General features: G+C 74.0%; 17 protein-coding genes and 1 pseudogene. 14 read left to right on the top strand and 4 right to left on the bottom strand.

Translation table 11 applies throughout. From position 1 onward, the window contains the following. The first annotated feature begins 11 nt into the window (after positions 1-11). Positions 12-1574, top strand: a complete 1563-nt coding sequence (locus tag ACFVX9_RS12860) for an APC family permease (RefSeq protein WP_387981576.1) — start codon at positions 12-14, stop codon at positions 1572-1574. Between the two features lie 89 nt (positions 1575-1663). Here the strand turns inward: ACFVX9_RS12860 and ACFVX9_RS12855 are convergent, their stop codons facing one another. Then, positions 1664-2671: an MsnO8 family LLM class oxidoreductase gene (locus ACFVX9_RS12855; protein ID WP_387981575.1), complete on the bottom strand. Its 1008-nt coding sequence runs from the start codon at positions 2669-2671 to the stop codon at positions 1664-1666. A 95-nt stretch (positions 2672-2766) separates the two neighbouring features. Continuing rightward, positions 2767-3966, bottom strand: a complete 1200-nt coding sequence (locus ACFVX9_RS12850; RefSeq protein ID WP_387981574.1) for a peptidoglycan-binding protein — start codon at positions 3964-3966, stop codon at positions 2767-2769. A gap of 374 nt (positions 3967-4340) precedes the next feature. Between ACFVX9_RS12850 and ACFVX9_RS12845 the strand changes: the two genes are divergently transcribed. The 13 genes and pseudogenes from ACFVX9_RS12845 (at position 4341) to ACFVX9_RS12785 (ending at position 19657) form a co-directional block, all read left to right on the top strand. Then, on the top strand, positions 4341-5666 hold the full coding sequence (locus ACFVX9_RS12845) for a DUF6271 family protein (RefSeq protein WP_387981573.1): 1326 nt from the start codon (positions 4341-4343) through the stop codon (positions 5664-5666). Further along, a complete protein-coding gene (locus tag ACFVX9_RS12840; RefSeq protein ID WP_363370988.1) occupies positions 5663-6166 on the top strand; it encodes a GNAT family N-acetyltransferase in 504 nt (167 codons plus the stop codon). The genes ACFVX9_RS12845 and ACFVX9_RS12840 overlap by 4 nt, the downstream gene beginning before the upstream one ends. Positions 6167-6291: 125 nt before the next feature. Then, entirely contained in the window at positions 6292-7305 is a 1014-nt protein-coding gene (adhP, locus tag ACFVX9_RS12835) for an alcohol dehydrogenase AdhP (protein WP_387981571.1), read from the top strand. A gap of 256 nt (positions 7306-7561) precedes the next feature. Next, on the top strand, positions 7562-8551 hold the full coding sequence (locus tag ACFVX9_RS12830; protein WP_387981569.1) for a hypothetical protein: 990 nt from the start codon (positions 7562-7564) through the stop codon (positions 8549-8551). Between the two features lie 218 nt (positions 8552-8769). Further along, a pseudogene (locus tag ACFVX9_RS12825) lies at positions 8770-10395 on the top strand (AMP-binding protein); the annotation flags it as partial. Next, complete coding sequence (locus ACFVX9_RS12820) at positions 10396-10797, top strand: thioesterase family protein (RefSeq protein ID WP_244293727.1); 402 nt, start codon at positions 10396-10398, stop codon at positions 10795-10797. Continuing rightward, positions 10794-13193 carry an FAD-dependent monooxygenase gene (locus ACFVX9_RS12815; protein ID WP_387981568.1) on the top strand — a complete coding sequence of 800 codons (2400 nt, stop codon included), beginning with the start codon at positions 10794-10796 and terminating at the stop codon, positions 13191-13193. Before ACFVX9_RS12820 ends, ACFVX9_RS12815 begins: the two co-directional genes overlap by 4 nt. Before the next feature lie 17 nt (positions 13194-13210). After that, complete coding sequence (locus ACFVX9_RS12810) at positions 13211-14182, top strand: carbon-nitrogen hydrolase family protein (protein ID WP_350879099.1); 972 nt, start codon at positions 13211-13213, stop codon at positions 14180-14182. Further along, positions 14179-15360 (top strand): cupin domain-containing protein, encoded by a 1182-nt coding sequence (locus tag ACFVX9_RS12805; RefSeq protein ID WP_387981566.1) that lies wholly within the window; start codon positions 14179-14181, stop codon positions 15358-15360. Before ACFVX9_RS12810 ends, ACFVX9_RS12805 begins: the two co-directional genes overlap by 4 nt. A gap of 57 nt (positions 15361-15417) precedes the next feature. After that, on the top strand, positions 15418-16320 hold the full coding sequence (locus tag ACFVX9_RS12800; protein ID WP_387981564.1) for a fumarylacetoacetate hydrolase family protein: 903 nt from the start codon (positions 15418-15420) through the stop codon (positions 16318-16320). Between the two features lie 48 nt (positions 16321-16368). Next, positions 16369-17127, top strand: a complete 759-nt coding sequence (locus ACFVX9_RS12795) for an Asp/Glu racemase (RefSeq protein ID WP_363371001.1) — start codon at positions 16369-16371, stop codon at positions 17125-17127. A 53-nt stretch (positions 17128-17180) separates the two neighbouring features. Beyond that, positions 17181-18035 carry a PaaX family transcriptional regulator C-terminal domain-containing protein gene (locus ACFVX9_RS12790; protein WP_380486754.1) on the top strand — a complete coding sequence of 285 codons (855 nt, stop codon included), beginning with the start codon at positions 17181-17183 and terminating at the stop codon, positions 18033-18035. Then, a complete protein-coding gene (locus ACFVX9_RS12785) occupies positions 18032-19657 on the top strand; it encodes an amidohydrolase (RefSeq protein ID WP_387981562.1) in 1626 nt (541 codons plus the stop codon). The genes ACFVX9_RS12790 and ACFVX9_RS12785 overlap by 4 nt, the downstream gene beginning before the upstream one ends. Before the next feature lie 144 nt (positions 19658-19801). On the opposite strand, the gene ACFVX9_RS12780 is transcribed toward ACFVX9_RS12785, so the two are convergent. Both ACFVX9_RS12780 and ACFVX9_RS12775 read right to left on the bottom strand, forming a co-directional pair. Continuing rightward, positions 19802-22195: an excinuclease ABC subunit UvrA gene (locus tag ACFVX9_RS12780; protein ID WP_363371080.1), complete on the bottom strand. Its 2394-nt coding sequence runs from the start codon at positions 22193-22195 to the stop codon at positions 19802-19804. A 262-nt stretch (positions 22196-22457) separates the two neighbouring features. Further along, positions 22458-23261 carry a carbohydrate ABC transporter permease gene (locus ACFVX9_RS12775; RefSeq protein WP_063351601.1) on the bottom strand — a complete coding sequence of 268 codons (804 nt, stop codon included), beginning with the start codon at positions 23259-23261 and terminating at the stop codon, positions 22458-22460. Positions 23262-23377 lie beyond the last annotated feature (116 nt).

The following is a 23377-nucleotide window of genomic DNA, read 5'->3' as shown; positions in this document are numbered from 1 at the left end:
GAGAGCTCCCCATGACCCTGCCCTCCGACGCGGCCTCCCCGACCGCACCCGGCTCCCCCCGCACCGGCCCCGACACCGGCCGCGCCGGACCCAGCGCCGGGCCCGGCACCACCGGGCCCGGCACCGCAGCCGCCGGCTCCACCGGCCCCGCCCGCCTGGAAGGCGGCGTGCTCGGCACCGGCGACATCGTCTTCTTCGTCGTGGCCGCCGCCGCACCGCTGACCGTGATGGCCGGCGTGGCACCGTTCGCGATCGCCTTCGGCGGCATCGGCACGCCCGTCGCGTACCTGGCCACCGGCGTCATCCTGGCGCTCTTCGCGGTCGGCTTCACCACCATGACCGCGCACATCCGCAACGCCGGCGCGTTCTACGCCTACGTCACCCGCGGCCTCGGCCGCCCCGCCGGACTCGGCGCCGCGCTGCTCGCGGTGCTCTCGTACAACGCCATCCAGATCGGCATGTACGGCGCCTTCGGCTTCTTCGCCCACACCACCGCCGCCGACCTGCTCGGCCTGGACCTGCCCTGGCCGGTCTGGGCGCTGCTCGGCGTCGCGGTGGTCTGGCTCCTCGGCTACCGCTCGATAGACCTCGGCGCCAAGGTGCTCGGCGCGCTGCTGATCGCCGAGACCGGCATCCTGCTCGTGCTCGCCGTGGCGGTGCTGGTGCGCGGCGGCGCGCACGGGCTCGACCTGTCCTCGTTCGCCCCGCACAACGTGTTCTCCGGGGGCATGGGCGGGGTGCTCGGGCTCTCCTTCGCCGCGTTCATCGGCTTCGAGGCCACCGCCATCTACCGCGAGGAGGCCCGCGAACCACGGCGGACGGTGCCGCGCGCCACCTACGCGGCGATCGCCTTCCTCGGCCTCTTCTACACCTTCATCACCTGGATGATCGTGCAGGCCTTCGGCGCCACCGAGGCCGTCGCGACCGCCACCGCCGACCCGGCCGGGATGTTCTTCACCGCGATGACCGACTACGTCGGCGCCTGGGCCACCGACCTCCAGCGGGTGCTGATCGTGACCAGCCTGCTCGCCGCGCTGCTCGCCTTCCACAACACCATCACCCGCTACGGCTACGCCCTCGCCACCGAGCAGGCCGCCCCGGCCGCGCTCGGCCGGGTCCACCCCCACCACGGCTCCCCGTGGATCGGCGGCATCGCGCAGTCGGTGCTGGCGGCGGCGGCCGTCGTGGTGGCGGCGCTGATCGGGGCCGACCCGTACAACCAGTTCTTCCTCTGGGTGAACTCCCCCGGCGTGGTCGGCATCCTGGTGCTGCAGGCGCTCGCCGGGCTGTCCGTGTACGCCTTCTTCCGCCGCAATCGCGAGGCGGCCGCGAGCGCAGGGGTGTTCCGGACGGTCGTGGCGCCGGTCGCCGCCACCGTGCTGCTGTGCGGGGCGACGGCACTGGTGGTGTGGCGGCTCGACCTGTTCACCAATGCCGGGCCGGAGGTCAACTGGCCGCTGGTGGCGATCGTGCCGGTGGTGTTCCTGACGGGCGTCGCCATCGCGCTGCGGCTGCGGGCGCGGCGGCCCGAGGTGTACGCCCGGCTCGGGACGTCGGAGGTCGACGCGGGCTGAGCGGGGCGGCTGCGCCGCAGGGCCGGCCCACCGCCTCAGGCCTGGCCCGACCGCCGCACACCCGACCGGCGCACACCCGGCCGGCGGCCTCAGGCCTGGCCGACCGCCTCGGCGAGCAGCCGGTAGGAGTCGAGGAGGGCGGCGCGGTCGTAGGTGCTGGTGGTGACCAGGAACTCGTCCGCGCCGCTGCGCGCCACCAGGGCGGCGAGTTCGGCGGCGGCCCGCTCCGGGGTGCCCGCGATGTGGCCCTTCAGCGACTGCTCGTAGGCGGCGTGCTCGCGCGGGCTCATCGGCCGGGCCAGGATCTCGGCGGCGGGCGCCAGCGGCGGGAACTCGCCGTGGGTGCGGGAGTACGCGCCGGACCACGCCTCCGGGACGAGCAGCTCCCGGGCCCGGTCGGCGCTCTCGGCGACCGCGACCGTGCCCGAGACCACCACGTACGGCTCGGCGGCCTGCGCCGAGGGGCGGAACCGGCTGCGGTAGCGGTCGATCGCCGCGAGCATCCGCTCCTCTCCCCGGGCGGCGGCGATGACCAGCGGCAGCCCGGCGTCGGCGGCCAGGTCGGCGCCCGCGCCGGTGGCCAGGACGAAGGCCGGCACCCGCAGGCCCTCGGCCGGGCGGGCGTGGACGCCGGGGTGGGCCCGCTGCGAGCCGTCGAAGTAGCCGAGCAGTTCGGCCAGCTGGGCGCCGAAGTCGTCCGCGGAGTCCTTCTCCCGGCCCAGCGCCCGCCGCACGCCGTCGGTGAACCCGACCGAGCGGCCGAGCCCCATGTCGATCCGGCCGGGGAAGAGCGAGGCGAGCACCCCGAACTGCTCGGCCACCACCATGGGCTGGTGGTTGGGCAGCATCACCCCGCCCGTGCCGACCCGGATCCGGGTGGTGGCCGCCGCCACCGCCGCGGCGAGCACCGTCGGCGCGGATCCCGCGACCCCGGGCACGCCGTGGTGCTCGGAGACCCAGAAGCGGTGGTACCCGAGCCGCTCGGCCTCGCGGGCGAAGGCCACCGTGTCCCGCAGCGCCTGCGCCGGCTCCTCGCCCCGTCTGGTCCGGGAGCGGTCGAGGACGGAGAGCCTGGTGATGGGCGCAGCGCTGGTCACGCGGTGGACAACGCCCGCCGCCGAACCGGGCATTCCCCCACCGCCACGCCCCCGGTACGGACGGGCCGCCACGCCCCGGATACGGGGGGTCCCGGTCAGTCCGTGACGGCGAAGCCCTGTGCCGCGCCCAGCCGGTGCAGCGAGTCCTGCCCGGGGATCCCGTCGGCGGCGGCGTCGGTGTACCCGCACCGGCGCTGCCACCCGGCGTAGGCGGTGACCGTCAGGCTGCCGAACGAGCCGTCCACCCAGCGCTGTTCGAGCAGCCCCTCGTCCGCCAGGGCCTGCTCGACGATCGCCACCTCGGCGCCGTACGTCCGGTGCCCCTGCTCGGCGCCGGGGTCGGTGCGGGCCGCCGCCACGACGTGCGCGAGCGACACCGTCCGGGGCCCGGGCAGGTAGCCGAGCAGCCGCCGCAGCGAGCTCTCCCCCGGCACGCCGTCCGCCGCCTGGCCGGAGTAGCCCAGGCTCTGCTGGTAGTCCGCGTAGTTCTCGGTGTCCGCGTCGCTCCAGTTCGGCCCGGGGCCGGAGCGGTAGTGAGCGCCGAAGCCCTGGGCGACGAGCCCCCGGCCGACCACGGTGACCTGGTAGCCCTGGGCGCCGTAGCCGTACGGGAGGCCGTTGATGGTGGTCTGGTACCGGGCCGGGGTCGGGTCCGCCGGGGGCACCGGGGGGTGCTGCGAGGGCGAGGGGATCGGGGTGCCGGGGCCGGCCGTGAAGTCGGGCCAGGAACCGGGGTCGGTGTGGTCGTTGAACGGGACGTGGGCGTGTGCGTACCAGCCGCCGCTGGCCTCCCACACCTGCTCGTCGCGGTGGCTGGTGAAGTCGACCGGCCGGCCCATCGGCCACGCGTCGGGCACGCCCCAGGAGGCGATCCAGGCGTGGATCCGGTCCCAGCCCGCGCACGGGGTGTCGACCAGCCGCGCGTACACGGTGCCCTGGTAGTTGCAGTAGGGGAAGAACACCGCCTCGATCTGGATCACCACGCGCCCGGCCCGGTTGGTGCGGGTCGGGCTCGCGGTGGGGCTGAGCAGGCTCTTCGAGCGGGAGTCGGCCGGGAACAGCTGGGCGATCCGGCCGCTGAACGGGTCCCAGATGAGGTGTGGCGCGTCGCCGGCGCCGCTGCCGGTGAAGTAGCTCACCAGGTCCTCGTAGGTGCACCAGTCCTGCGGCGCGGCGGCGGTCGCGTTGCGGTCCCAGGTGATGTGGGCGATGGCCTTCGGGGGGTACTGCTGGTCGGTCGGCGCGTGGTCGCCGAGGTCGTGGATCTCGGCACCGGGCAGCCACAGGTCGGACATGCGGTCTCCTCCAGGCGGCGAACGGACGTCGTTGCGGGTATCGGCAGGTTCACCCTCCGGATTGACCCCAACGGCGCAATACACGGCAATGAACCACCCATGCTCGCGCGCCCGTTCGGATCTGTGACGGGAATTCGTCCTCGCGTACGGACCCGGGGGCCCGCACCGCGTGCCACCGGACCCGCGCTCCGCCCTGCCCGGAAGGAAGCCCGAGAGGCTCCGGAAAGCCGTCGGGCGGGGGCGCATTCCACCCCGCCGCAGCCGCTCTGTCAATCGTTGACTTCGGAACTGGTCTAGTCCACGGTGGTGCGCGAAAAGCACTCATACCGTCATCACCGCCACGATTCTGACGAACCGACGGAGATTCCACCGTTATGCAACGAGTCTGCCTCGCCCTGCCCACCATGCGATCCTGCCCCGACACCATCGTGGAACTCGCCGAGGAAGCGGCCTACGCCGTCGCGAACTTCGACGTCGAGGTGCACCTCCTCATCCTCGACACCACCGACGCCGTCCAGTTCGCGAAGAACGCGGGCGCCGTGGCCGCCCTGGAGCCCACCCCCGGCGTGGTCGTCCACCACCTCGGCAACGCGCAGCAGCGGGAGTTCCTGCGCCGGGTCGCCGAGCGCTCCGGCGCCGCCGACCCCGGACTGCTGCTCGACCTGATGCTCCCGCCGGCCGTCGCGTACGGCTCCTGCGTCAACCGGCTCTTCCTGGGCGCGGCCGCCCTGGGCTGCACCTCGGCGCACCTGCGCAACGACGACGCCGACTTCCAGGTCGTCGACGGTCGGAAGATCTTCCCGATCCACCACGAGCTGCTCTCGATCGGCCGACCGGCCGGCGAGGCGGCGGCCGGCGTGACCCGCTCCGAGCTCGACCCGGCCGACGCGGACAAGCCGGTGATGCTGGTCAGCGGCTCCTTCATCGGCGAACTCAACGTGGACATCAGCGAGATCCACGAGTTGGACCCGGACATCTACCGCGACGTGGTGCGCCTGTGGACCCCGCCGGTGTGGCCGGAGGAGGACCGGGACGCGATGGTGGACGTCTCCTTCAAGGGCGCCGGCTCCGAGCCGTTCACCACCGACGAATCCGTCCTCGGCGTGCCCGACATCTGGGACGTCTACATGTGCAACATCGCCCTGGACCACCGGGCCTACGAGGTGCTGCCGCTGCTGCCCTCGGTCAAGACCATCGGCAGCGACTACGCCCTGCTGCACGCCATGGTCCACTCCCGGCTGCCCGGCGTCGTCCACAACCGCCACATCGTCAACTACTACACGCCCGAACGCCGCATCGGCGCCGGCTTCATCTCCTACCAGATGCGGTTCGTCAAGTTCCTGCTCTCGATGCTGTACCTGTACCCGGTCTACGGCGGGATGATCGACCTCGGCCGCGAGCTGCTGGACGAGCGGCACGGGCTGAAGATCGAGCCGATCCTCGGCCTGGTGCGGGGCAGCGTCGACTGGGACCGGGCCGGGAACGAGCACTGCCTGGACGTCCTGGACCGCTCCTACCGCAAGCTGGGCGGCAAGTACACCGAGCTCGCCGACGCGGTGGCCGAGCAGCGCCAGCAGCTCCTGGACGAGGCGCAGGAGGACGCCGAGCGCTGGGCGGTGCTGATGGGAGCCTGGGCGGCGCTGGTGGCCGCCTCCCGCGCGGAAGGGCTCGGCACCGCCTCGGAGGTCGCGGCCGGGTGAGCGAGGACCTCCGGATCCGGCTCCTGGCCGACGGCGACTGGGACGCCGTGGTCGCACTGGAGCACGACGCCTACGCGGCCGACGGCCTGTCGGAGGGCAGGGAGGCGCTGCAGTCCCGCGCCCTCGCCTCGCCGCGGACCTGCTTCGTGCTGGAGCAGGACGGCACCGTCCGCGGCTACCTGCTGAGCCTGCCGTACCCGCCGCTGCGCTGCCCGAGCCTCGACCGGCCGGAGGAGGCGGTGTTCGCGTCGGACAACCTGCACGTGCACGACCTGGTGATCGCCGAGGACCTGCGCGGCCGGGAGGTCGCGCTGGGGTTCATCCGGCACTTCCGGGAGCAGGCGTCCGAACAGGGCTTCGAGCGGATCTCCATGGTCGCGGTCCGCGGCACCGACATCCTGCTGCGGCTGCTCGGCTACCGCGCCCACCGCGAGGTGACGGTGCCGGCCTGCTACGGCAAGCGCGCCGTCTACATGTCGATGCCGGTGGCGGCCGGCTGACCTTCACTCGTCCACTCGTCCACTCGTCCGGAGTAGTCCGGGCTGCGGCACTCACCCCGTCGAGTGATGCTGCTGACGGCTGCGCCCAGCCGCCAGCAGCATCACCACCGACCGAGGGAGAGCGCATGAAGGCCGCCGTCGTCCACGACTTCACCGCGCCGCTGGTCATCGAGGACCGCCCCGTCCCCGAGCCCGCGGCGCACCAGGTCCGGGTCAGGATCGAGGCGTCCGGCCTCTGCCACACCGACATCCACGCCGCCCACGGCGACTGGCCGGTCAAGCCGAACCCGCCGTTCGTGCCCGGCCACGAGGGCGTGGGGATCGTCGAGGCGGTCGGCGAGGAGGTGCGCAACGTCCGGGTCGGCGAACGGGTCGCCATCCCCTGGCTGGCCGACGCCTGCGGGCGCTGCGACCAGTGCGTCTCCGGCTGGGAGACGCTCTGCCTCCAGCAGCACAACAGCGGCTACTCGGTGGACGGCGCCTACGCCGAGTACGCGCTGGCGCACGGCGACTACGTGGTGCCCGTCCCCGACGGCCTCGACCCGCTCGACGCCGCGCCGCTGTCCTGCGCGGGTGTCACCACCTACAAGGCGCTCAAGGTCTCCGGCGCCCGCCCGGGCACCCGGGTCCTGGTCTCCGGCATCGGCGGGCTCGGCCACCTGGCGCTGCAGTACGCGCGGATCTTCGGCGCCGAGACCATCGCGGTCGACGTCACCGACGACAAGCTCGCCCTGGCCCGCGAACTCTGCGCCGACCACGTCCTCGACGCCCGCACCCAGGACATCGCGGCGGAGGTCCAGCGGCTCGGCGGCGCCCACGCGGCCATCGCCCTCGCCGTCAGCAACGCCTCCTTCCAGGCCGCTTACGGGGCCCTGCGGCGCGGCGGCACGCTCGTGCTGGTGGCACTCCCGGCCGGCGGGAAGCTCGAACTGCCGGTGTTCGAGACCGTGTTGAACGGCACCAGGGTGATCGGCTCGATCGTCGGCACCCGCCAGGACCTCGCCGAGGTCTTCCGCCTGCACGCCCTCGGCCGCACCCGCGTCATCCTTGAACCCCGCCGCCTGGAGGAGGTGAACGCCTGCTTCGACGAGGTGCTGGGCGGCAAGGTCTCCGCCCGCCTGGTCTTCGACCTGCGCTGAGCGGCCTGCGCTGAGCACGGCCCCGGCCGAGCAGGTGCGCCTGGCATCCGTCCGCCCCCCCTTGTCAGGACACAACTCGCGGCCGATCCGCCCCCTCGGCCGGCCCGTTCGGGTACCAGTGGCCCCCCGGGTCACGCCCGCCCCACGTCCGTCCGGGCCCGGTTGCAGTTCCGTCTCCGTTCCGTCCGGTGGGGGGCGCGGCGCCGTCCGGTCCGGGATCGTGGGGGCAACGACTCGTGGGGCGGGGGAAGTTGCCATGGGGGACGGCCAGGATTTGGTGCCCGTGGTGGTGGGCGTGCTGATACGGGCGGCCGAGGGGGTGGCGGGCGGCCCGGGGCGGGCGGTCGCGGATCTGGTGCGGGCGCGGCTGCGGGCCACGCCGGAGGGCGCCCGGGCCGTGGACGCGGTCGACGCGAGCCCGGGGGACGCCCGGGCGCGGGCCGGGCTGACCGCCGCCGTCGGCGAACTGCTCACCACGGACCCGGCGTTCGCCCGGTACCTGGCCACCACCGAACTCGGCCGGCCCGCCGACCCACCGACCGTCCACCTCCGGGTCGATCCGGCCGTCGCCGGGGCCCAGGCCCGGGCCGCCCGGATCGGCGCCGCCCCCGTCCTCGTCACGCTGGCGCTGATCGTGGTCGCCGCCCTGGTCGCCGTCGGGATCAACCTGGGCTCGCGCCCGCTGCTGCGGCCGGGCGGGCCCGACCTGGCCCACGCCGGGCGGACGCTGCGCGACCCCGCCCAGGTGCAGGGTGTACTGCCCGATCTGCGGGCCATGCCGGGCGGCTGGCAGGTGGAGAGCGGCCCGCAGTCCGGAGCGGGCCCGGGCGAGGACGTGCCCTGCCTGCTCCCGGACGCCTGCGACCAGCAACTCGCGTACGCCACCGTGACGTTCCGTGCCGTGACCACGCACAGCGCACAGTTCACCGTGGTCACCTTCGCCTCCGCCGACGCCGCCGGCCGGGCCTTCGAGGCGATGCTCGCCCACGTCGGCGGCGCCGACGCGGCCGCCGCCGTCCCCCTCCCCCCGATCGGCGACCAGCGGGCCGCCCGGACGCACGGCGCGGAAGGGGCGGAGGCCCTGGTGCGGGTCGGCACCACGCTGCTGTACGTCCGCGATTCGGGCCCGGGCGCCGACGCCGCCATGCCGGTGCTGGTTCTGTTCGCCCGCCTGCTGGCCGAACGCGCCCAGCAGGCCGAGGACGGCCGCGAGCCCGACGCCGCCGCCCAGGGGGCCACCGCCTGACCCGGCCGCACCCCCGCCTGCCGCAGCCCCTACCCAACCCGCCGCACCCCGACCGCACCGGTCGCCGGGTGCGGCTGCCGTTGCGCCGGGACACCGGTGGGGCCACTGGTGAGGCCGCGCGACGCCCGCTCCCCCGAATGCATGTATCGCTCTCTTGACTGGCGTCACCAACACGCCATACTGGCCTCACTCCCGCTCGCACGATGAGGTGCCCGCCCATGGAGCTATCCCCCTCCGCGCACGTGGACACGTTCTGCCGCGACCATCTCCCGCCCTTCGACCAGTGGCCCGAACTCCTCTTCGACATACCGGAGTTGGCCTATCCGGACCGACTGAACTGCGCCCAGGCGCTGCTCGACGCAACGATCACCCGGTACGGCCCCGACCGCCGCTGCCTGCTCACCCCGACCGGCCAGTGGACCTACGGCGAACTGCGCGACCACGCCGACCGGGTGGCCCGGCTGCTGACCGAGGACCTCGGCCTGGCCACCGGCAACCGGGTGCTGCTCCGCGGCCCCAACACCCCCTGGCTGGTGGCCTGCTGGCTCGGCGTCCTGAAGGCCGGCGGCGTGGCCGTCAGCACCATGCCGCTGCTGCGGGCCGCCGAACTGACCGGACTGCACCGGATCGCCCGGCCCGCCATCGCCCTGTGCGACCACCGCTACCTGGACGACCTCGCCCGGGCCGAGACACCCGGCCTGCGGGTGCTCGCCTTCGGCGGGCCCGGCCCCCAGGACCTGACCGCCCGCTGCGCCGCCAAGAGCGGCGGCTTCACCGCCGTCCCGACCGCCGCCGACGACGTCGCGCTGATCGCCTTCACCTCCGGAACCACCGGACGGCCCAAGGCCACCCTGCACTTCCACCGCGACGTGCTCGCCAACGCCGACACCTTCTCCCGCCACCTCCTGCGCCCCACCCCCGACGACCTGTTCGCCGGCACCCCGCCGCTCGCCTTCACCTTCGGGCTCGGCGGCCTGGTGGTCTTCCCGCTGCGCGCCGGCGCCGCCAGCCTGCTGCTGGAGCAGGCCACCCCCGAGCAGCTCGCCGAGCAGGTCCACCGGCACCGGGTCGGCGTGCTGTTCACCGCTCCGACCGCCTACCGGGCGATCCTGGCCGCCGGGCTCGCCGACCGCCTGTCCGGCGTACGGCGCTGCGTCTCGGCCGGCGAGCACCTGCCCGCCGCCCTCTGGGAGTCCTTCCACGCGGCCACCGGGCAGCGGCTGATCGACGGCCTCGGCGCCACCGAGCTGCTGCACGTGTTCATCTCCGCCGCCGACGGCGACATCCGCCCCGGCGCGACCGGCCGCCCCGTCCCCGGATACCGGGCCACCGTCCTCGACGAGCAGGGCCGGCCGGTGCCGGACGGCGTGCCCGGGCTGCTCGCCGTCAAGGGCCCCACCGGCTGCCGCTACCTGGACGACGAACGCCAGCGCGACTACGTCCGCAACGGCTGGAACCTCACCGGCGACACCTACCTCCGTGACCGGGACGGCTACTTCTGGTACCAGGCGCGCAACGACGACATGATCGTCTCGGCCGGCTACAACATCGCCGGCCCCGAGGTCGAGCAGGCCCTCTCCGCCCACCCCGACGTCGCCGACTGCGCGGTGGTCGGGGCGCCGGACGAACGGCGCGGCACGGTGGTGAAGGCCTACGTGGTGCTGCGCGAGGGCGCGCCCGCCGGGCCGGAGCAGGTGCGGAGCCTCCAGGAGCACGTCAAGCGGACCATCGCCCCGTACAAGTACCCGCGCGCGGTCGAGTTCGTCACCCGGCTGCCGCGCACCGCCACCGGCAAGCTGCACCGCGCCGAACTGCGCCGGCGGGCCGCGACCGCCCCGGCCAGCGTGGCGATCGAGCGCCGGGTCGAGTGGTCCGACACCGACGCGGCCGGGCACTACCACTTCTCGGCCGTCCAGCGCTGGGCCGAGGCCGCGGAGGCGGCGCTGCTGCGCCGGCTGGGCCTGGCCGAGCTGTTCGGGCGGATCCCCCGGGTGCACTTCGAGGCCGACTACCGCGAGCGGCTCTGGTTCGGCGACCTGGTCCGCACCGAGCTGCGGGTGGTCCGGGTCGGCGGCTCCTCGCTGCACTACGCCTTCGAGGTGCACGGCCCGCAGGGCCTGGCCGCGTCCGGGCGGATGTCGGTGGTGCACGCCGCGCCGAACGCCAAGGGCGCCGAGCCCTGGCCCGCGCCGGTGCGCCGCGCGCTGGCCGAGGCCGGACCGCAACAGCCGGAGGTGGTGCGGTGACCACCGCGGCCCGCACCACCACACCCGCCGCCGCCCGCACCAGCGCGGCCCGCCGCATCGCGGTGATCGGCGCCGGTCCGGGCGGGCTCTACTTCGCCGCGCTCGCCAAGCGGTTGGCGCCGCACCGGGAGATCACCGTCTTCGAACGCGACGGCCGACAGGACGAGTTCGGCTTCGGCGTGGTGTTCTCCGACGAGACGCTGGACGGCATCGCCCAGGCCGACCCAGAGGTCTTCGCCGCGATCGGCGCCGAGTTCGCCCGCTGGAGCGACATCGACGTGCGCTACGCGGGCGAGGTCCGCACCTGCGGCGGGCACGGCTTCGCGGCACTCGACCGCAACCGGCTGCGCGCGATCCTGCAACGGCGCTGCGAGCAGCTCGCGGTGGACGTGCGCTACCGCACCCCCGCCCCCCCGGTCGGCCGGCTCGCCGCCGAGTACGACCTGGTGGTCGCCGCCGACGGCATCCACTCGGGCACCCGCGCGGCCTACGCCGACACCTTCCGGCCCGACCTGGACGAGCGGCACTGCCGCTACATCTGGCTCGCCACCGACAAGGTCTTCGAGGCCTTCACCTTCATCGTCGAGCGGTTCGACTTCGGCGCCCTCCAGGTGCACGCCTACCCGTACAGCGCGACCCGCTCCACCTTCATCGTGGAGATCGCCGAAGACGCCTGGCGCCGGGCCGGGTTCGACGCCCTCGCCGCCCGGGAGCCGGCCCGCGGCGAGAGCGACGAGGCGAGCGTGCGGCGCTGCGCGGACCTGCTCGCCGGACACCTGGACGGCCACCGGCTGATCCCGAACGCCTCCCGCTGGATCCGCTTCACCACCGTGCGCAACGCCCGCTGGCGCCACCGCAACGTGGTGCTGCTCGGCGACGCGGCGCACTCCGCGCACTTCTCGATCGGCTCGGGCACCAAGCTCGCCCTGGAGGACGCCCTCGCGCTCGCCGCGAGCCTGCACGAACAACCGGCGCTGGAGCAGGCGTTGGCGGCCTACGAGGCGGAGCGGCGCCCGGTGGTGGAGTCCACCCAGCGGGCCGCGCAGGCGAGCCTGGAGTGGTTCGAGACGGTGGAGCGGCGCACCGGGCAGGGCGCCGACCGGTTCGCGTTCAACCTGCTCACCCGCAGCCGCCGGGTCACCTACGGCAACCTGCGGGCCCGCGACCCCGGCTTCGTCGACGCGGTGGACGCCGCCGCCGGCGGCCCGCCCGGAATACCACCGATGTTCCGCCCGCTGAAGCTCGGCGCCCTGGAGCTGCGCAACCGCGTCGTGGTGCCCCCGCTCGCCACCTTCACCTCCACCGACACCCTGCCCAGCGGCTTCGACCGGGCCCAGCTGACCGCGCACACGCTCGGCGGCGCCGGACTGGTCCTCGCCGGGATGGCCGCCGTCAGCCCCGGGGGCCGGGCCACCGACCGCTGCCCGGGGCTGTGGAACGACCGCCAGGAGACGGCCTGGCGCGAACTCGTCGACGCCGTCCGCGCGGTGAGCGACACCCCGGTCGGCCTCCAGCTGACCCACGCCGGCCGCCGGGGCGCCACCGCCGCACCCGGCCCGGACGGGATCGGGCGCCCGCTCGCCGACGGCTGGCCGCTGCTCGCCGCCTCCCCGCTCCCCTGGAGCCCGGACAGCCCCGCCCCGAACGCGGCCACTGCCGCCCAACTGGCCACCGTGGTCGCGGACTTCGCCGAGGCGGCGGAACGCGCGGCGCGGGCCGGCTTCGACGCGCTGGAGCTGCAGTTCGGCCACGGCCACCTGGTCTCCGGCTTCCTCTCACCGCTGACCAACCACCGCACCGACCGCTACGGCGGCCGGCTCGCACACCGGCTGCGGCTGCCGCTGGAGGTGCTGGCGGCCGTCCGCGCGCTCTGGCCGGCCGGGCGGCCGCTGCTGGTGCGGATCTCGGCCTGCGACTGGGCGCCCGGCGGCACCACCGCACCGGAGGCCGTCACGATCGGCCGCGCGCTGGCCGACGGCGGGGCGGACGCGGTGGACGTGTCCACCGGCGAGGTGGTCGCCCACCAGCGGCCGCCGTACGGCCGCGGCTACCAGACGCCGTTCGCCGAGCTGATCCGCGCCGCCACCGGCCTGCCGACCATCGCGGTCGGCGCGATCTCCGGGCACGACGACGCCAACTCCGTGCTGCTGGCCGGGCGGGCCGACCTGGTCGCGATCGGGCGGGCCCAGCTGTACGACCCGCTCTGGACGCTGCACGCCGCCGCCGAGCAGGGCTACACCGGGCCGGGCGCGCACTGGCCCGGCCCCTGGTCGGCGGGCAGCCGCAGACCGCCGGGCCCGAACGCCGACCGGGTCGCACCGCGCCTGCACCTGCTGGCCGGGCCCGCCGCGCCGGTGCACCGCCGCTGGCCGCCGCCCACCCCCGAACCGCGCTGAGCAGCCGAGGAGGAACCATGCCCGACCTGCCCCGCTTCACCGCCGCGGCCGTCCAGGCCGCCCCCGTCTACCTGGACCCGGCCGCCACCGTCGACAAGGCCGTCGCCCTGATCCACGAGGCGGCCGGCCACGGCGCCGCCCTGGTGGTCTTCCCCGAGGTCTTCGTCCCCGGCTACCCGTACTGGAACTGGACGATGAACCCGGTGCAGGGCTCGCCCTGGTACGAGCGCCTCTACCGCGCCGCCGTCGACGTCCCCGGCCCGTACGTGGACACGCTGCGCGCCGCCGCCCGGCAGGCCGGCGTGGTGCTGGTGATCGGCGTCAACGAACGCGGCCGGCACAGCCTCGGGGTGCTCTACAACACCCTGCTGATCATCGGCGCGGACGGCGAACTCCTCGATGTGCACCGCAAGTTGGTGCCGACCTGGGCCGAGAAGCTGACCTGGACGCCCGGCGACGGCAGCTCCCTGCGGGTGCACCGCACGGCCGTCGGCCCGCTCGGCGCGCTGGCCTGCGGCGAGAACACCAACACCCTGGCCCGCTTCACCCTGCTGGCCCAGGGCGAACTCGTCCACGCCGCCAGCTACATCGCCCTGCCGGTGGCCCCCGAGGACTACGACATGGCGGAGGCGATCGCGCTGCGCGCCGCCGCGCACTGCTTCGAGGGCAAGCTGTTCACCGTGGTCTCCTGCTCCACCATCTCGCCCGAGATGGTGGACCTGATCGCCGGTGACGACCACCAGGTGCGCAAGCAACTCGCCCGCCCGCGCAGCGCGTTGTCCGGCGTCTTCGGCCCCGACGGACGCCCGGTGGGCGAGCCGCTGGTGGACGAGGAGGGCATCGTCTACGCCGAGATCGACCTCGGCCGGTGCATCCAGCCCAAGCAGATGCACGACATCGTCGGCCACTACAACCGCTTCGACGTCTTCCGGCTGCACGTGGACAACCGCCCGCTGCGGCCGCTGGTGTTCCCGGAGGAGCAGGCATGACCCGCCACGACGACACGACCGACCGCCACGGCACCACCGACCCCCACGGCGCCACCGACCAGGAGCGCACGGCCGGCCACGACGACGACCGGCTCGGCCGCGCCAGGGTCACCGACAGCCCCGAACTCGCCGCCTACTACGAGGAACTGGCCGAACACGAGGCCGGCGCCCTGTGGACGGTGGCGAACGAGATCGAGCCCTGGTACCCGCAGCCCAAGTCGGTGCCGGTGCTCTGGCGCTACGCCGACCTGCGCCCGCTGGTCCGCAAGGCGCTGCCGCTGGTCAAGGCCGACGACGCCGGCCGCCGGGTGGTGATGCTGGTCAACCCCGGGCGCCGCGAACTGAGCGCCGCCGTCGGCCTGCTGTACACCGGCCTCCAGATCATGGGCCCCGGCGAGGCGATGACCGCGCACCGCCACCAGGCCGCCGCCCTGCGCTTCGTCCACGAGGGCACCGGCGCCTGGACGGTCGTGGACGGCCAGAAGCTCAAGGTCGGCCCGCGCGACTTCGCCATCACGCCCAACAACTCCTGGCACGAGCACGGAAACGAGTCCGACGACGCCCCGGTGATCTGGCAGGACGGCCTGGACATCCCGCTGGTCAACATGCTCGACGCGAACTTCTACGAGGTCCACCCGGAGCTCTACCAGCGGCCCGGCCCGGTGGTGAACTCCTCCCTGCTGAGCTACGGCGGCAACCTGCTCCCGTACGGCGTCGAGACCTGGAGCAGGCCCTACTCCCCCCTGCTCGGCTGGCCCTGGGAGCCCAGCTACCACGCGCTGCGCCAACTCGCCCGCGCCACCGACGGATCGCCGTACGACGGCGTCATCATGGAGTACACCAACCCGGTCACCGGCGGCCCGGTGATGCCGACCATGGCCGCCCACCTGCAACTGCTGCGCCCCGGCCAGGCCACCCGCGCCCACCGCCACACCGGCTCGGTGGTCTACACGGCGGCCAAGGGGCGGGGCGTCTCGGTGATCGCCGGGCGGCGCTTCGAGTGGCAGCAGGGCGACGTCTTCGTCGTCCCGTCCTGGGCCTGGCACGAGCACGCGAACCTCGACCCCGGCGAGGACGCCTGCCTGTTCTCCTTCAACGACTTCCCGGTGATGCACTCGCTCGGCCTCTACCGCGAGGAGGCATACCCGGAGCACGACGGGCACCAGGGCCCGGCCTGACCCACCGGACCCGCACCCCGGCCCACCATCGCCCGGCACCCCCAAGGAGCCCCGACCATGCACCTGTTGACCTATTGCACGGACGGCGACGAGACCCCGCGCCTCGGCGCCCGGCTCGGCGACCAGGTCGCCGACCTGACCGCCCTCGCCACCGCCGCCGACGCCCGGCTGCCCGACGGCCTGCTCGGCCTGGTCCGGGCCGGCGAGGCCGCGCTGACCACCGCCCGCACGCTGCTGGCCCACGTCGGGCCCGGCCACCCCGCCGTCCGCCCGCTCGCCGAGGTGTCGCTGCGCGCGCCCCTGCGGCCCGGCAAGATCGTCGGCGTCGGCCTCAACTACGTGGAGCACGTCGCCGAATCGCACCGCACCCTGGACACCGAACGCGAACTGCCCGACCGGCCCGTGCTGTTCAGCAAGCCCGCGACCGCCGTCACCGGCTCGGGCCAGCCCATCCGGCACAACGCCGACCTGACCAAGCAGCTCGACTGGGAGTGCGAACTCGCCGTGGTGATCGGCGAACCGGCCTTCCGGGTGGCCGAGCAGGACGCCTGGCGGCACGTCTTCGGCTACAGCATCGTCAACGACGTCAGCGCCCGCGACCAACGCCGCTCCGGGCAGTGGTTCTTCTCCAAAGGGCAGGACAGCTACGCGCCGTTCGGCCCGGTCGTGGTCACCGCCGACGAGATCCCCGACCCGCAGGACCTCGACCTCTCGCTCAGGGTCAACGGCGAGCTGCGGCAGGACTCCAACACCCGCCACATGCTGTTCGGCATCGCCCGCCTGATCGCCGACATCTCCTCCGGCGTCACCCTCGAACCGGGCGACGTGATCGCCACCGGCTCCCCGTCCGGCGTCGGCGCCGGCCTGGTGCCGCCGCAGTTCCTCCAGCCCGGCGACCTGGTCGAGGCCACCATCGAGCGGATCGGCACCCTCGCCAACCCGGTGGTCGACGCCCGCTGAGCGGAGCACCCCACCCCGGCCAGCTCCCGAGAGGAACCCCAGCACCCCATGACCACCTACCGGATCGGCCAGATCGTCCCCAGCTCCAACGTCACCATGGAGACCGAGGTCCCCGCCCTGCTGCGGGCCCGCGAGGCGGTCGCGCCCGAGCGGTTCACCTTCCACTCCAGCCGGATGCGGATGACCAGGGTCACCCCCGAGCAACTGCGCGCCATGGACGCCGAGTCCGACCGCTGCGCGGCCGAACTCTCCGACGCCCGGGTCGACGTGCTCGGCTACGCCTGCCTGGTCGCCGTGATGGCCACCGGCCCCGGCTACCACCGCGAGGCCGAACAGCGCCTGCACCGGCGCACCGCCGAGAACGGCGCCCCCGCCCCCGTGGTCACCAGCGCGGGCGCCCTGGTGACCGGCCTGCACACGCTCGGCGCCAAGAAGGTCGCCCTCGTCACCCCGTACCTGCGGCCGCTGGCCCGGACCGTGGTCGACTACCTGGCCCACGAGGGCATCGAGGTGCTCGACTACGCGGCCCTGGAGATCCCCGACAACCTCGACGTGGCCGCCCACGATCCGGCGCGGCTCCCCGCCATCGCCCGGCGCCTCGCCCACGCCGAGGCCGATGCGGTGGTGCTCTCGGCCTGCGTGCAGCTGCCCTCGCTGTCCGCCGTCGAGGAAGCCGAGCAGCAGCTCGGCAAGCCGGTCGTCTCGGCGGCGATCTGCACCACCCACCAACTGCTGCGCGCCCTCGGCCTGCCGGCCGTCGCCCCCGGCGCCGGGCACCTGCTCTCCGGCGCCTACGCCCACGCCTGACGCGGAGCTCCCACCGCTATGATCACCACGAGCTGCCGGGGAGGAGGCGCACCATGTCGGAGAGCACGCCCCGGCCCAGCTCCCTCATCCACACCGTGTACGGCGAGTTCGTGCGCCGCCTCGGCGGCTGGATCTCGATCGCCGACCTGATCGCGCTGATGGCCGAACTCGACGTCGACGGCCCGGCGGTGCGCTCGGCCATCTCCCGGCTGAAGAAGGCCGGCACCCTGTTCCAGGAGCGCCGCGACGGCACCGGCTACCGGCTCGCCCCGGCGATGGGCCCGGTCTTCGAGGAGGGCGACCGCCGGATCTTCCACAGCCTGGAGCCCGCCGAACTCGCCGACGGCTGGGTGGTCGCGGTCTTCTCGGTGCCCGAGTCCGAGCGCGCCCACCGCCACCAGCTGCGCTCCCGGCTGAGCTGGCTCGGCTTCGGCAACGCCGCCCCCGGCGTCTGGCTGGCGCCCGCCCGGCTGCTGCCGGACGCCCGGCGGCTGCTGGAGCGCCTCGGGCTGAGCGCCTACGTGCACCTGTTCCTGTCCGCCGAGTACGCGGGCTTCGCCGAACTGCGCACCGCGGTGGCCGGCTGGTGGGACTTCCCCGCGATCGAGGCGCAGTACGCGGCCTTCGACGACGCCTGGCGCCCGGTCGCCGCCGAACTGCGCGGCCGGCCGCGGGTCGACCCGGTCGAGGCGTTCCGCGACTACGTCCCGATGCTCACCCAGTGGCGCCGGCTGCCCTACCTGGACCCGGGCCTGCCCGAGCCGCTGCTGCCCGCCGACTGGAACGCCGTCGCCGCGCGGGCCGTCTTCACCGAGCTGCACGCGCTGCTCGCCGAGCCCAGCCTGCGGCACGTCGAGCAGGTCACCGGCCTGCCGGCCGGCGCCCCACCCCACCAGGAGCCGCGATGACCGACCCCGCCCCCGCCGACCTCCTCGTCCGCGCCGCCGCCGTCCACACCCTCGTCCCCGGCCGGCCGCCGCAGCGGGCGATCGCCGTCACCGGGGCACGGATCACCGCCCTGTCCGCCGACCCGCACGGCCTGGACGACCTGATCGGACCGGACACCGAGGTCCTGGACACCCCCGCCGCCACGGTGCTGCCCGCCTTCGACGACACCCACACCCACCTGATCCTGGCCGGCCACAGCGTCCACGGCGTCCCCGTCCACCGGGCCCGCGACCTCGCCGCCTTCCTCGGCCTGATCCGCGAACGCGCCGCCCGCACCCCGCCCGGCCAGTGGATCCACACCACCGTCAACTGGCAGGAGGTGCTGCTCGCCGAGCAGCGGCTGCCCACCACCGCGGAACTGGACGAGGCCACCGCCGACCACCCCGTCCTGGTCCGCCGCGGCGCCTACAACATGGTGCTCAACTCGGCCGCGCTGCGCCTCGCCGGCATCACCGACGACACCCCCGACCCGCCCGGCGGCCTGCTCGAACGCGACGACCGGGGGCGGCTCACCGGGCGGCTGGTCAACAAGGCGGTCGAACTGGTCGAGCGGGTGCTGCCGCGCCCCGCGCTCGCCGAACGGGTGGCCGGCCTGCGCGCCGCCTCCGCCGACTACGCCGCCACCGGCATCGGCACCGTCCGCGACTGCCTCGTCCCGGTCGAGGACCTCGACGTGCTGCTCGCGGCCCGGGCGGCCGGCGCGCTCGCCGTCCGGGTCCGGGCGCTGGTCTCCGGCTTCGCCGCCCGCACCCCCGAACAGGTCGACGAGCTGCTGGACCGGATGGACGCCTGGCGCGCCGCCGGCGAGGACGACGACCTGCTGCGGCTGTGGGGGGTGAAGTTCGGCATCGACGGCGGCTTCGAGGCCGGCGCGCTGGAGGAGCCGTACCAAGGCCGGCCCTGCTACCACGGCCGGCTGCTCTGGGAGCCGAAGGAACTGGTCGCGGCCGTCGACCGGGTGGTCGGGCGCGGCTGGCGGGTCGGCGTGCACGCCTGGGGCGACCGCGGCCTGCGCACCCTGCTGGACGTCTTCGAGGAGGTACTCGACCAGCGCCCCGGCCTGCCGCCCGGCACGCTGGTGGTCGAGCACGGCGGGCTGGCCCGGGCCGACCAGCGGGCCCGGGCGATCGCGCTCGGCATCCCCGTCACCGTGCAGCATCCGCTGCTGCACGACGGCGCGCTCGCCCAGCAGCGGGCCTGGGGCGAGGAGCGCACCGCCGGGATCTTCCCGCTGCGCGAATGGCTCGACGAGGGCGCGCTGCTGGCCGCCGGCTCGGACTTCCCGGTCGGCCCGTACGGCGCGATGGTGTCGGTGTGGGGCATGACGACCCGCCGGACCACCGCCGGGGTGGTCGGGCCCGAGCACGCCGTCGACCGGGCCGAGGCGGTCGCGCTGCACACCGTCCACGCGGCCCGGCTGATGGGCGAGAGCGCCGAACGCGGCAGCCTGCGGCCGGGGGCGCTGGCCGATCTGACGGTGTGGCCGGTCGATCCGCTGAGCTGCCCGGTCGACGTGCTGCGCGAGCTGCGGCCCGAGCGCACGGTCGTCGGCGGGCGGACCGTCCACCCCGCTCCCGCGTGACGGTCCACCACCACCGCGCACCGGGTCCAGCAGCACGAGCCGGACCCGGTGGTGGATCGCCATGGCGGCAGGGTAGTGCCCGGGGCGTGGCACCACCCTGCCGCCGAAACGTTCGACCGCCGAGACGTTCGACCGCCGGGGCCGTCAGCCCCCGACGTAGGCCGCGAGGTGCTCGCCGGTGAGGGTGGAGCGGGCGGCGATCAGGTCGGCGGGCGTGCCCTCGAAGACGATCCGGCCGCCGTCGTGGCCGGCGCCCGGGCCGAGGTCGATGATCCAGTCGGCGTGCGCCATCACCGCCTGGTGGTGCTCGATGACGATGACCGACTTGCCGGAGTCCACCAGCCGGTCGAGCAGCCCGAGCAACTGCTCGACGTCGGCGAGGTGCAGGCCGGTGGTCGGCTCGTCGAGGACGTAGACGCCGCCTTTCTCGGCCATGTGGGTGGCCAGCTTGAGCCGCTGCCGCTCGCCGCCGGACAGCGTGGTGAGCGGCTGGCCGAGGCTGAGGTAGCCGAGCCCGACGTCGGCGAGGTTGGCGAGGATGCGGTGCGCGGCCGGGATGCGCGCCTCGCCGGTGCCGAAGAACTCCTCGGCCTCGGTCACCGGCATCGCGAGCACCTCGCTGATGTCACGGCCGCCGAGGTGGTACTCCAGCACCGAGGCGTCGTAGCGCTTGCCCTCGCACTCCTCGCAGGTGCTGGCCACGCCGGCCATCATCGCCAGGTCGGTGAAGACCACCCCGGCGCCGTTGCAGTTGGGGCAGGCGCCTTCGGAGTTGGCGCTGAACAGGGCCGGCTTGACGCCGTTGGCCTTCGCGAAGGCCTTGCGGATCGGCTCCAACAACCCGGTGTACGTCGCCGGGTTGCTGCGCCGGGAGCCGCGGATGGCGCCCTGGTCGACGGACACCACGCCCGCGCCCCCCGGAATCGAACCGTGCACCAGCGAGCTCTTCCCGGAGCCGGCGACGCCGGTGATCACGGTCAGCACCCCGAGCGGGATGTCGACGTCGACGTCGCGCAGGTTGTTCGCCGTCGCGCCGCGGATCTCCAGGGTGCCGTTCGGCTCGCGCACCGCCTTGCGGACGGCGGCCCGGTCGTCGAAGTGGCGGCCGGTGACGGTGCCGCTGGACCGCAGCCCCTCGACGGTGCCCTCGAAGCAGACCGAGCCGCCCGCCGTCCCGGCGCCGGGGCCGAGGTCGACGACGTGGTCGGCGATCGCGATGGTCTCCGGCTTGTGCTCCACGACCAGCACCGTGTTGCCCTTGTCCCGCAGCCGCAGCAGGAGTTCGTTCATCCGCTGGATGTCGTGCGGGTGCAGGCCGGTGGTGGGCTCGTCGAAGACGTACGTGACGTCGGTGAGCGCCGAGCCGAGGTGCCGGATCATCTTGACCCGCTGCGCCTCGCCGCCGGACAGCGTGCCGGAGGGCCGGTCGAGCGAGAGGTAGCCCAGCCCGATCTCCACGAACGAGTCGAGGGTGTGCCGCAGGGTCCCGAGCAGCGGCGCCACGGCCGGCTCGTCGAGGTCGCGGACCCAGGCGGCCAGGTCGCTGATCTGCATCGCGCAGGCGTCGGCGATGCTGGTCCCGCCGATCAGCGACGACCGGGCCGCCTCGCTGAGCCGGGTGCCCCCGCAGTCGGGGCAGGCGGTGAAGGTGACCGCCCGGTCGACGAACGCCCGGATGTGCGGCTGCAGCGCGTCCCGGTCCTTGGTGAGCATCGACTTCTGGATCTTCGGGATCAGCCCCTCGTAGGTGAGGTTGACCCCGTTGACCTTGACCTTGGTCGGCTCGCGGTGGAGGAAGTCCTGCATCTCCTTCTTGGTGTACTTGCGGATCGGCTTGTCCGGGTCGAGGAAGCCCGAGTTCGCGTAGATCCCCACCGTCCACCAGCTGTCGGTCTTCCAGCCGGGGATGGTGATCGCGCCCTCGGAGATCGACTTGGTGTCGTCGAAGAGCTGGGTGAGGTCGATGTCGGACACGCTGCCGCGGCCCTCGCAACGCGGACACATGCCGCCGGTGATGCTGAAGCTGCGCCGCTCCTTGACGGTCTTCCCGCCGCGTTCGACGGTGACGGCGCCCGCCCCGCTGATCGAGGGGACGTTGAAGGAGAACGCCTTGGGCGAGCCGATGTGCGGCTGCCCGAGCCGGCTGAAGAGGATCCGCAGCATCGCGTTGGCGTCGGTGGCGGTGCCGACCGTGGAGCGGGGGTCGGCGCCCATCCGCTGCTGGTCGACGATGATCGCGGTGGTCAGCCCCTCCAGCACGTCGACCTCGGGCCGCGCCTGGGTCGGCATGAAGCCCTGGACGAAGGCGCTGTAGGTCTCGTTGATCAGCCGCTGCGACTCGGCGGCGATCGTGTCGAACACCAGGGAGCTCTTGCCGGAGCCGGAGACGCCGGTGAACACCGTCAGCCGCCGCTTCGGGAGCTCGACGCTGACGTCCTTGAGGTTGTTCTCGCGCGCGCCGTGCACGCGGATCAGGTCGTGACTGTCGGCACCGGGTGCCGCCGGCGGCTGCGCGGCCGTCCTCGTGGGCTTGCTCATCGTCTTCCCCATCTGTGCGGCGGAGCCGCCGTCGCGGTGGATGATCGCCGGCCGCCGCACCCGGGAGGGGAGCCCCGTCCACCGGTGCCGGCCAGGCATGGCGGAAGCCTAACCGCCGCCCCGGAGACGGCCCGGCCGGTGGGCCCGCGGATCGGCGTCCGGTACCGGCCGCACGGCGTGGCACGACCGCCGGGGCGGCCGGACGGGGGGAGCCCGCCCGACCGCCCCGGCCGGCGTCAGTCCTTCACCGCCCCGGCCGACGTCAGTCCTTCACCGCGCCCGCCAGCCCGGACACCAGCTTGCGCTGGACCGCGATGAAGAAGATCAGCACCGGCACCGTCATCAGCGTCGACGCCGCCATGATGCCGCCCCAGTCGTTCTCGTCCGGCTTGAAGAAGACCAGCAGCGCGGACGGCAGGGTCTGGTTCTGGGTGGCGCTGATGATGAAGGTCTTCGCGAAGACGAAGTCGTTCCACGCGGCGATGAAGGAGAACACGCTGGTCGCGGCGAGGCCCGGCGCCACCAGCGGCAGCAGGATCCGCCACAGGATGCGGGTGCGGCTGGCGCCGTCGATCTGCGCGGCCTCCTCGATCGACACCGGGACGGCCGCGACGAAGCCGCGCATCATCCAGATGCCGAACGGCAGCGAGAACGCCAGCTGCACCAGGATCAGCGAGGCGAGGGTGTTCAGCCCGATGCCCGGCGCGAACCGGCCGGCGTCGCGGAACATGAAGAACAGCGGGATGGTGAGTGCCTCGACCGGGATCATCTGGGCGATCAGGAACATCACCATGATGGTGGTGCGGAACCTGAACCGGAACCTGGTCACCGCCACCGCCGCCAGGAACACCACGACGGCCGAGAGCACCACCACCGACACCGCGATCACCAGGCTGTTCACGAAGTACCGGCCGAAGCCGTCCACGCTGAGCACCTGGCGGAAGCTCTCCAGCGTGGGGTGGGCCGTCCACGGCTTCGGGTCCAGCGACCGCACCTCACCCTTGGGCTTGAACGCGGACAGCACCATCCAGAAGATCGGGAAGGCGGTGACCACGGCCAGCACGATCGCGCCGGTGTTGGCGGCGAACCGCCAACGGCCGCGGGTGTTGCGGGTGTTGCGGCTCCGGGTATTGCGGCTCCGGGTGGTGCCGGTTCCGCCGGTGCCGGTCCGGGAGTCCCGGA

The sequence above is a fragment of the Kitasatospora sp. NPDC058243 genome (genome assembly GCF_042882025.1).
Lineage (GTDB): Bacteria > Actinomycetota > Actinomycetes > Streptomycetales > Streptomycetaceae > Kitasatospora.
The sequence above is the reverse complement of the archived record's forward strand: the minus strand, read 5'-3'. Positions and strand labels throughout refer to the sequence as shown.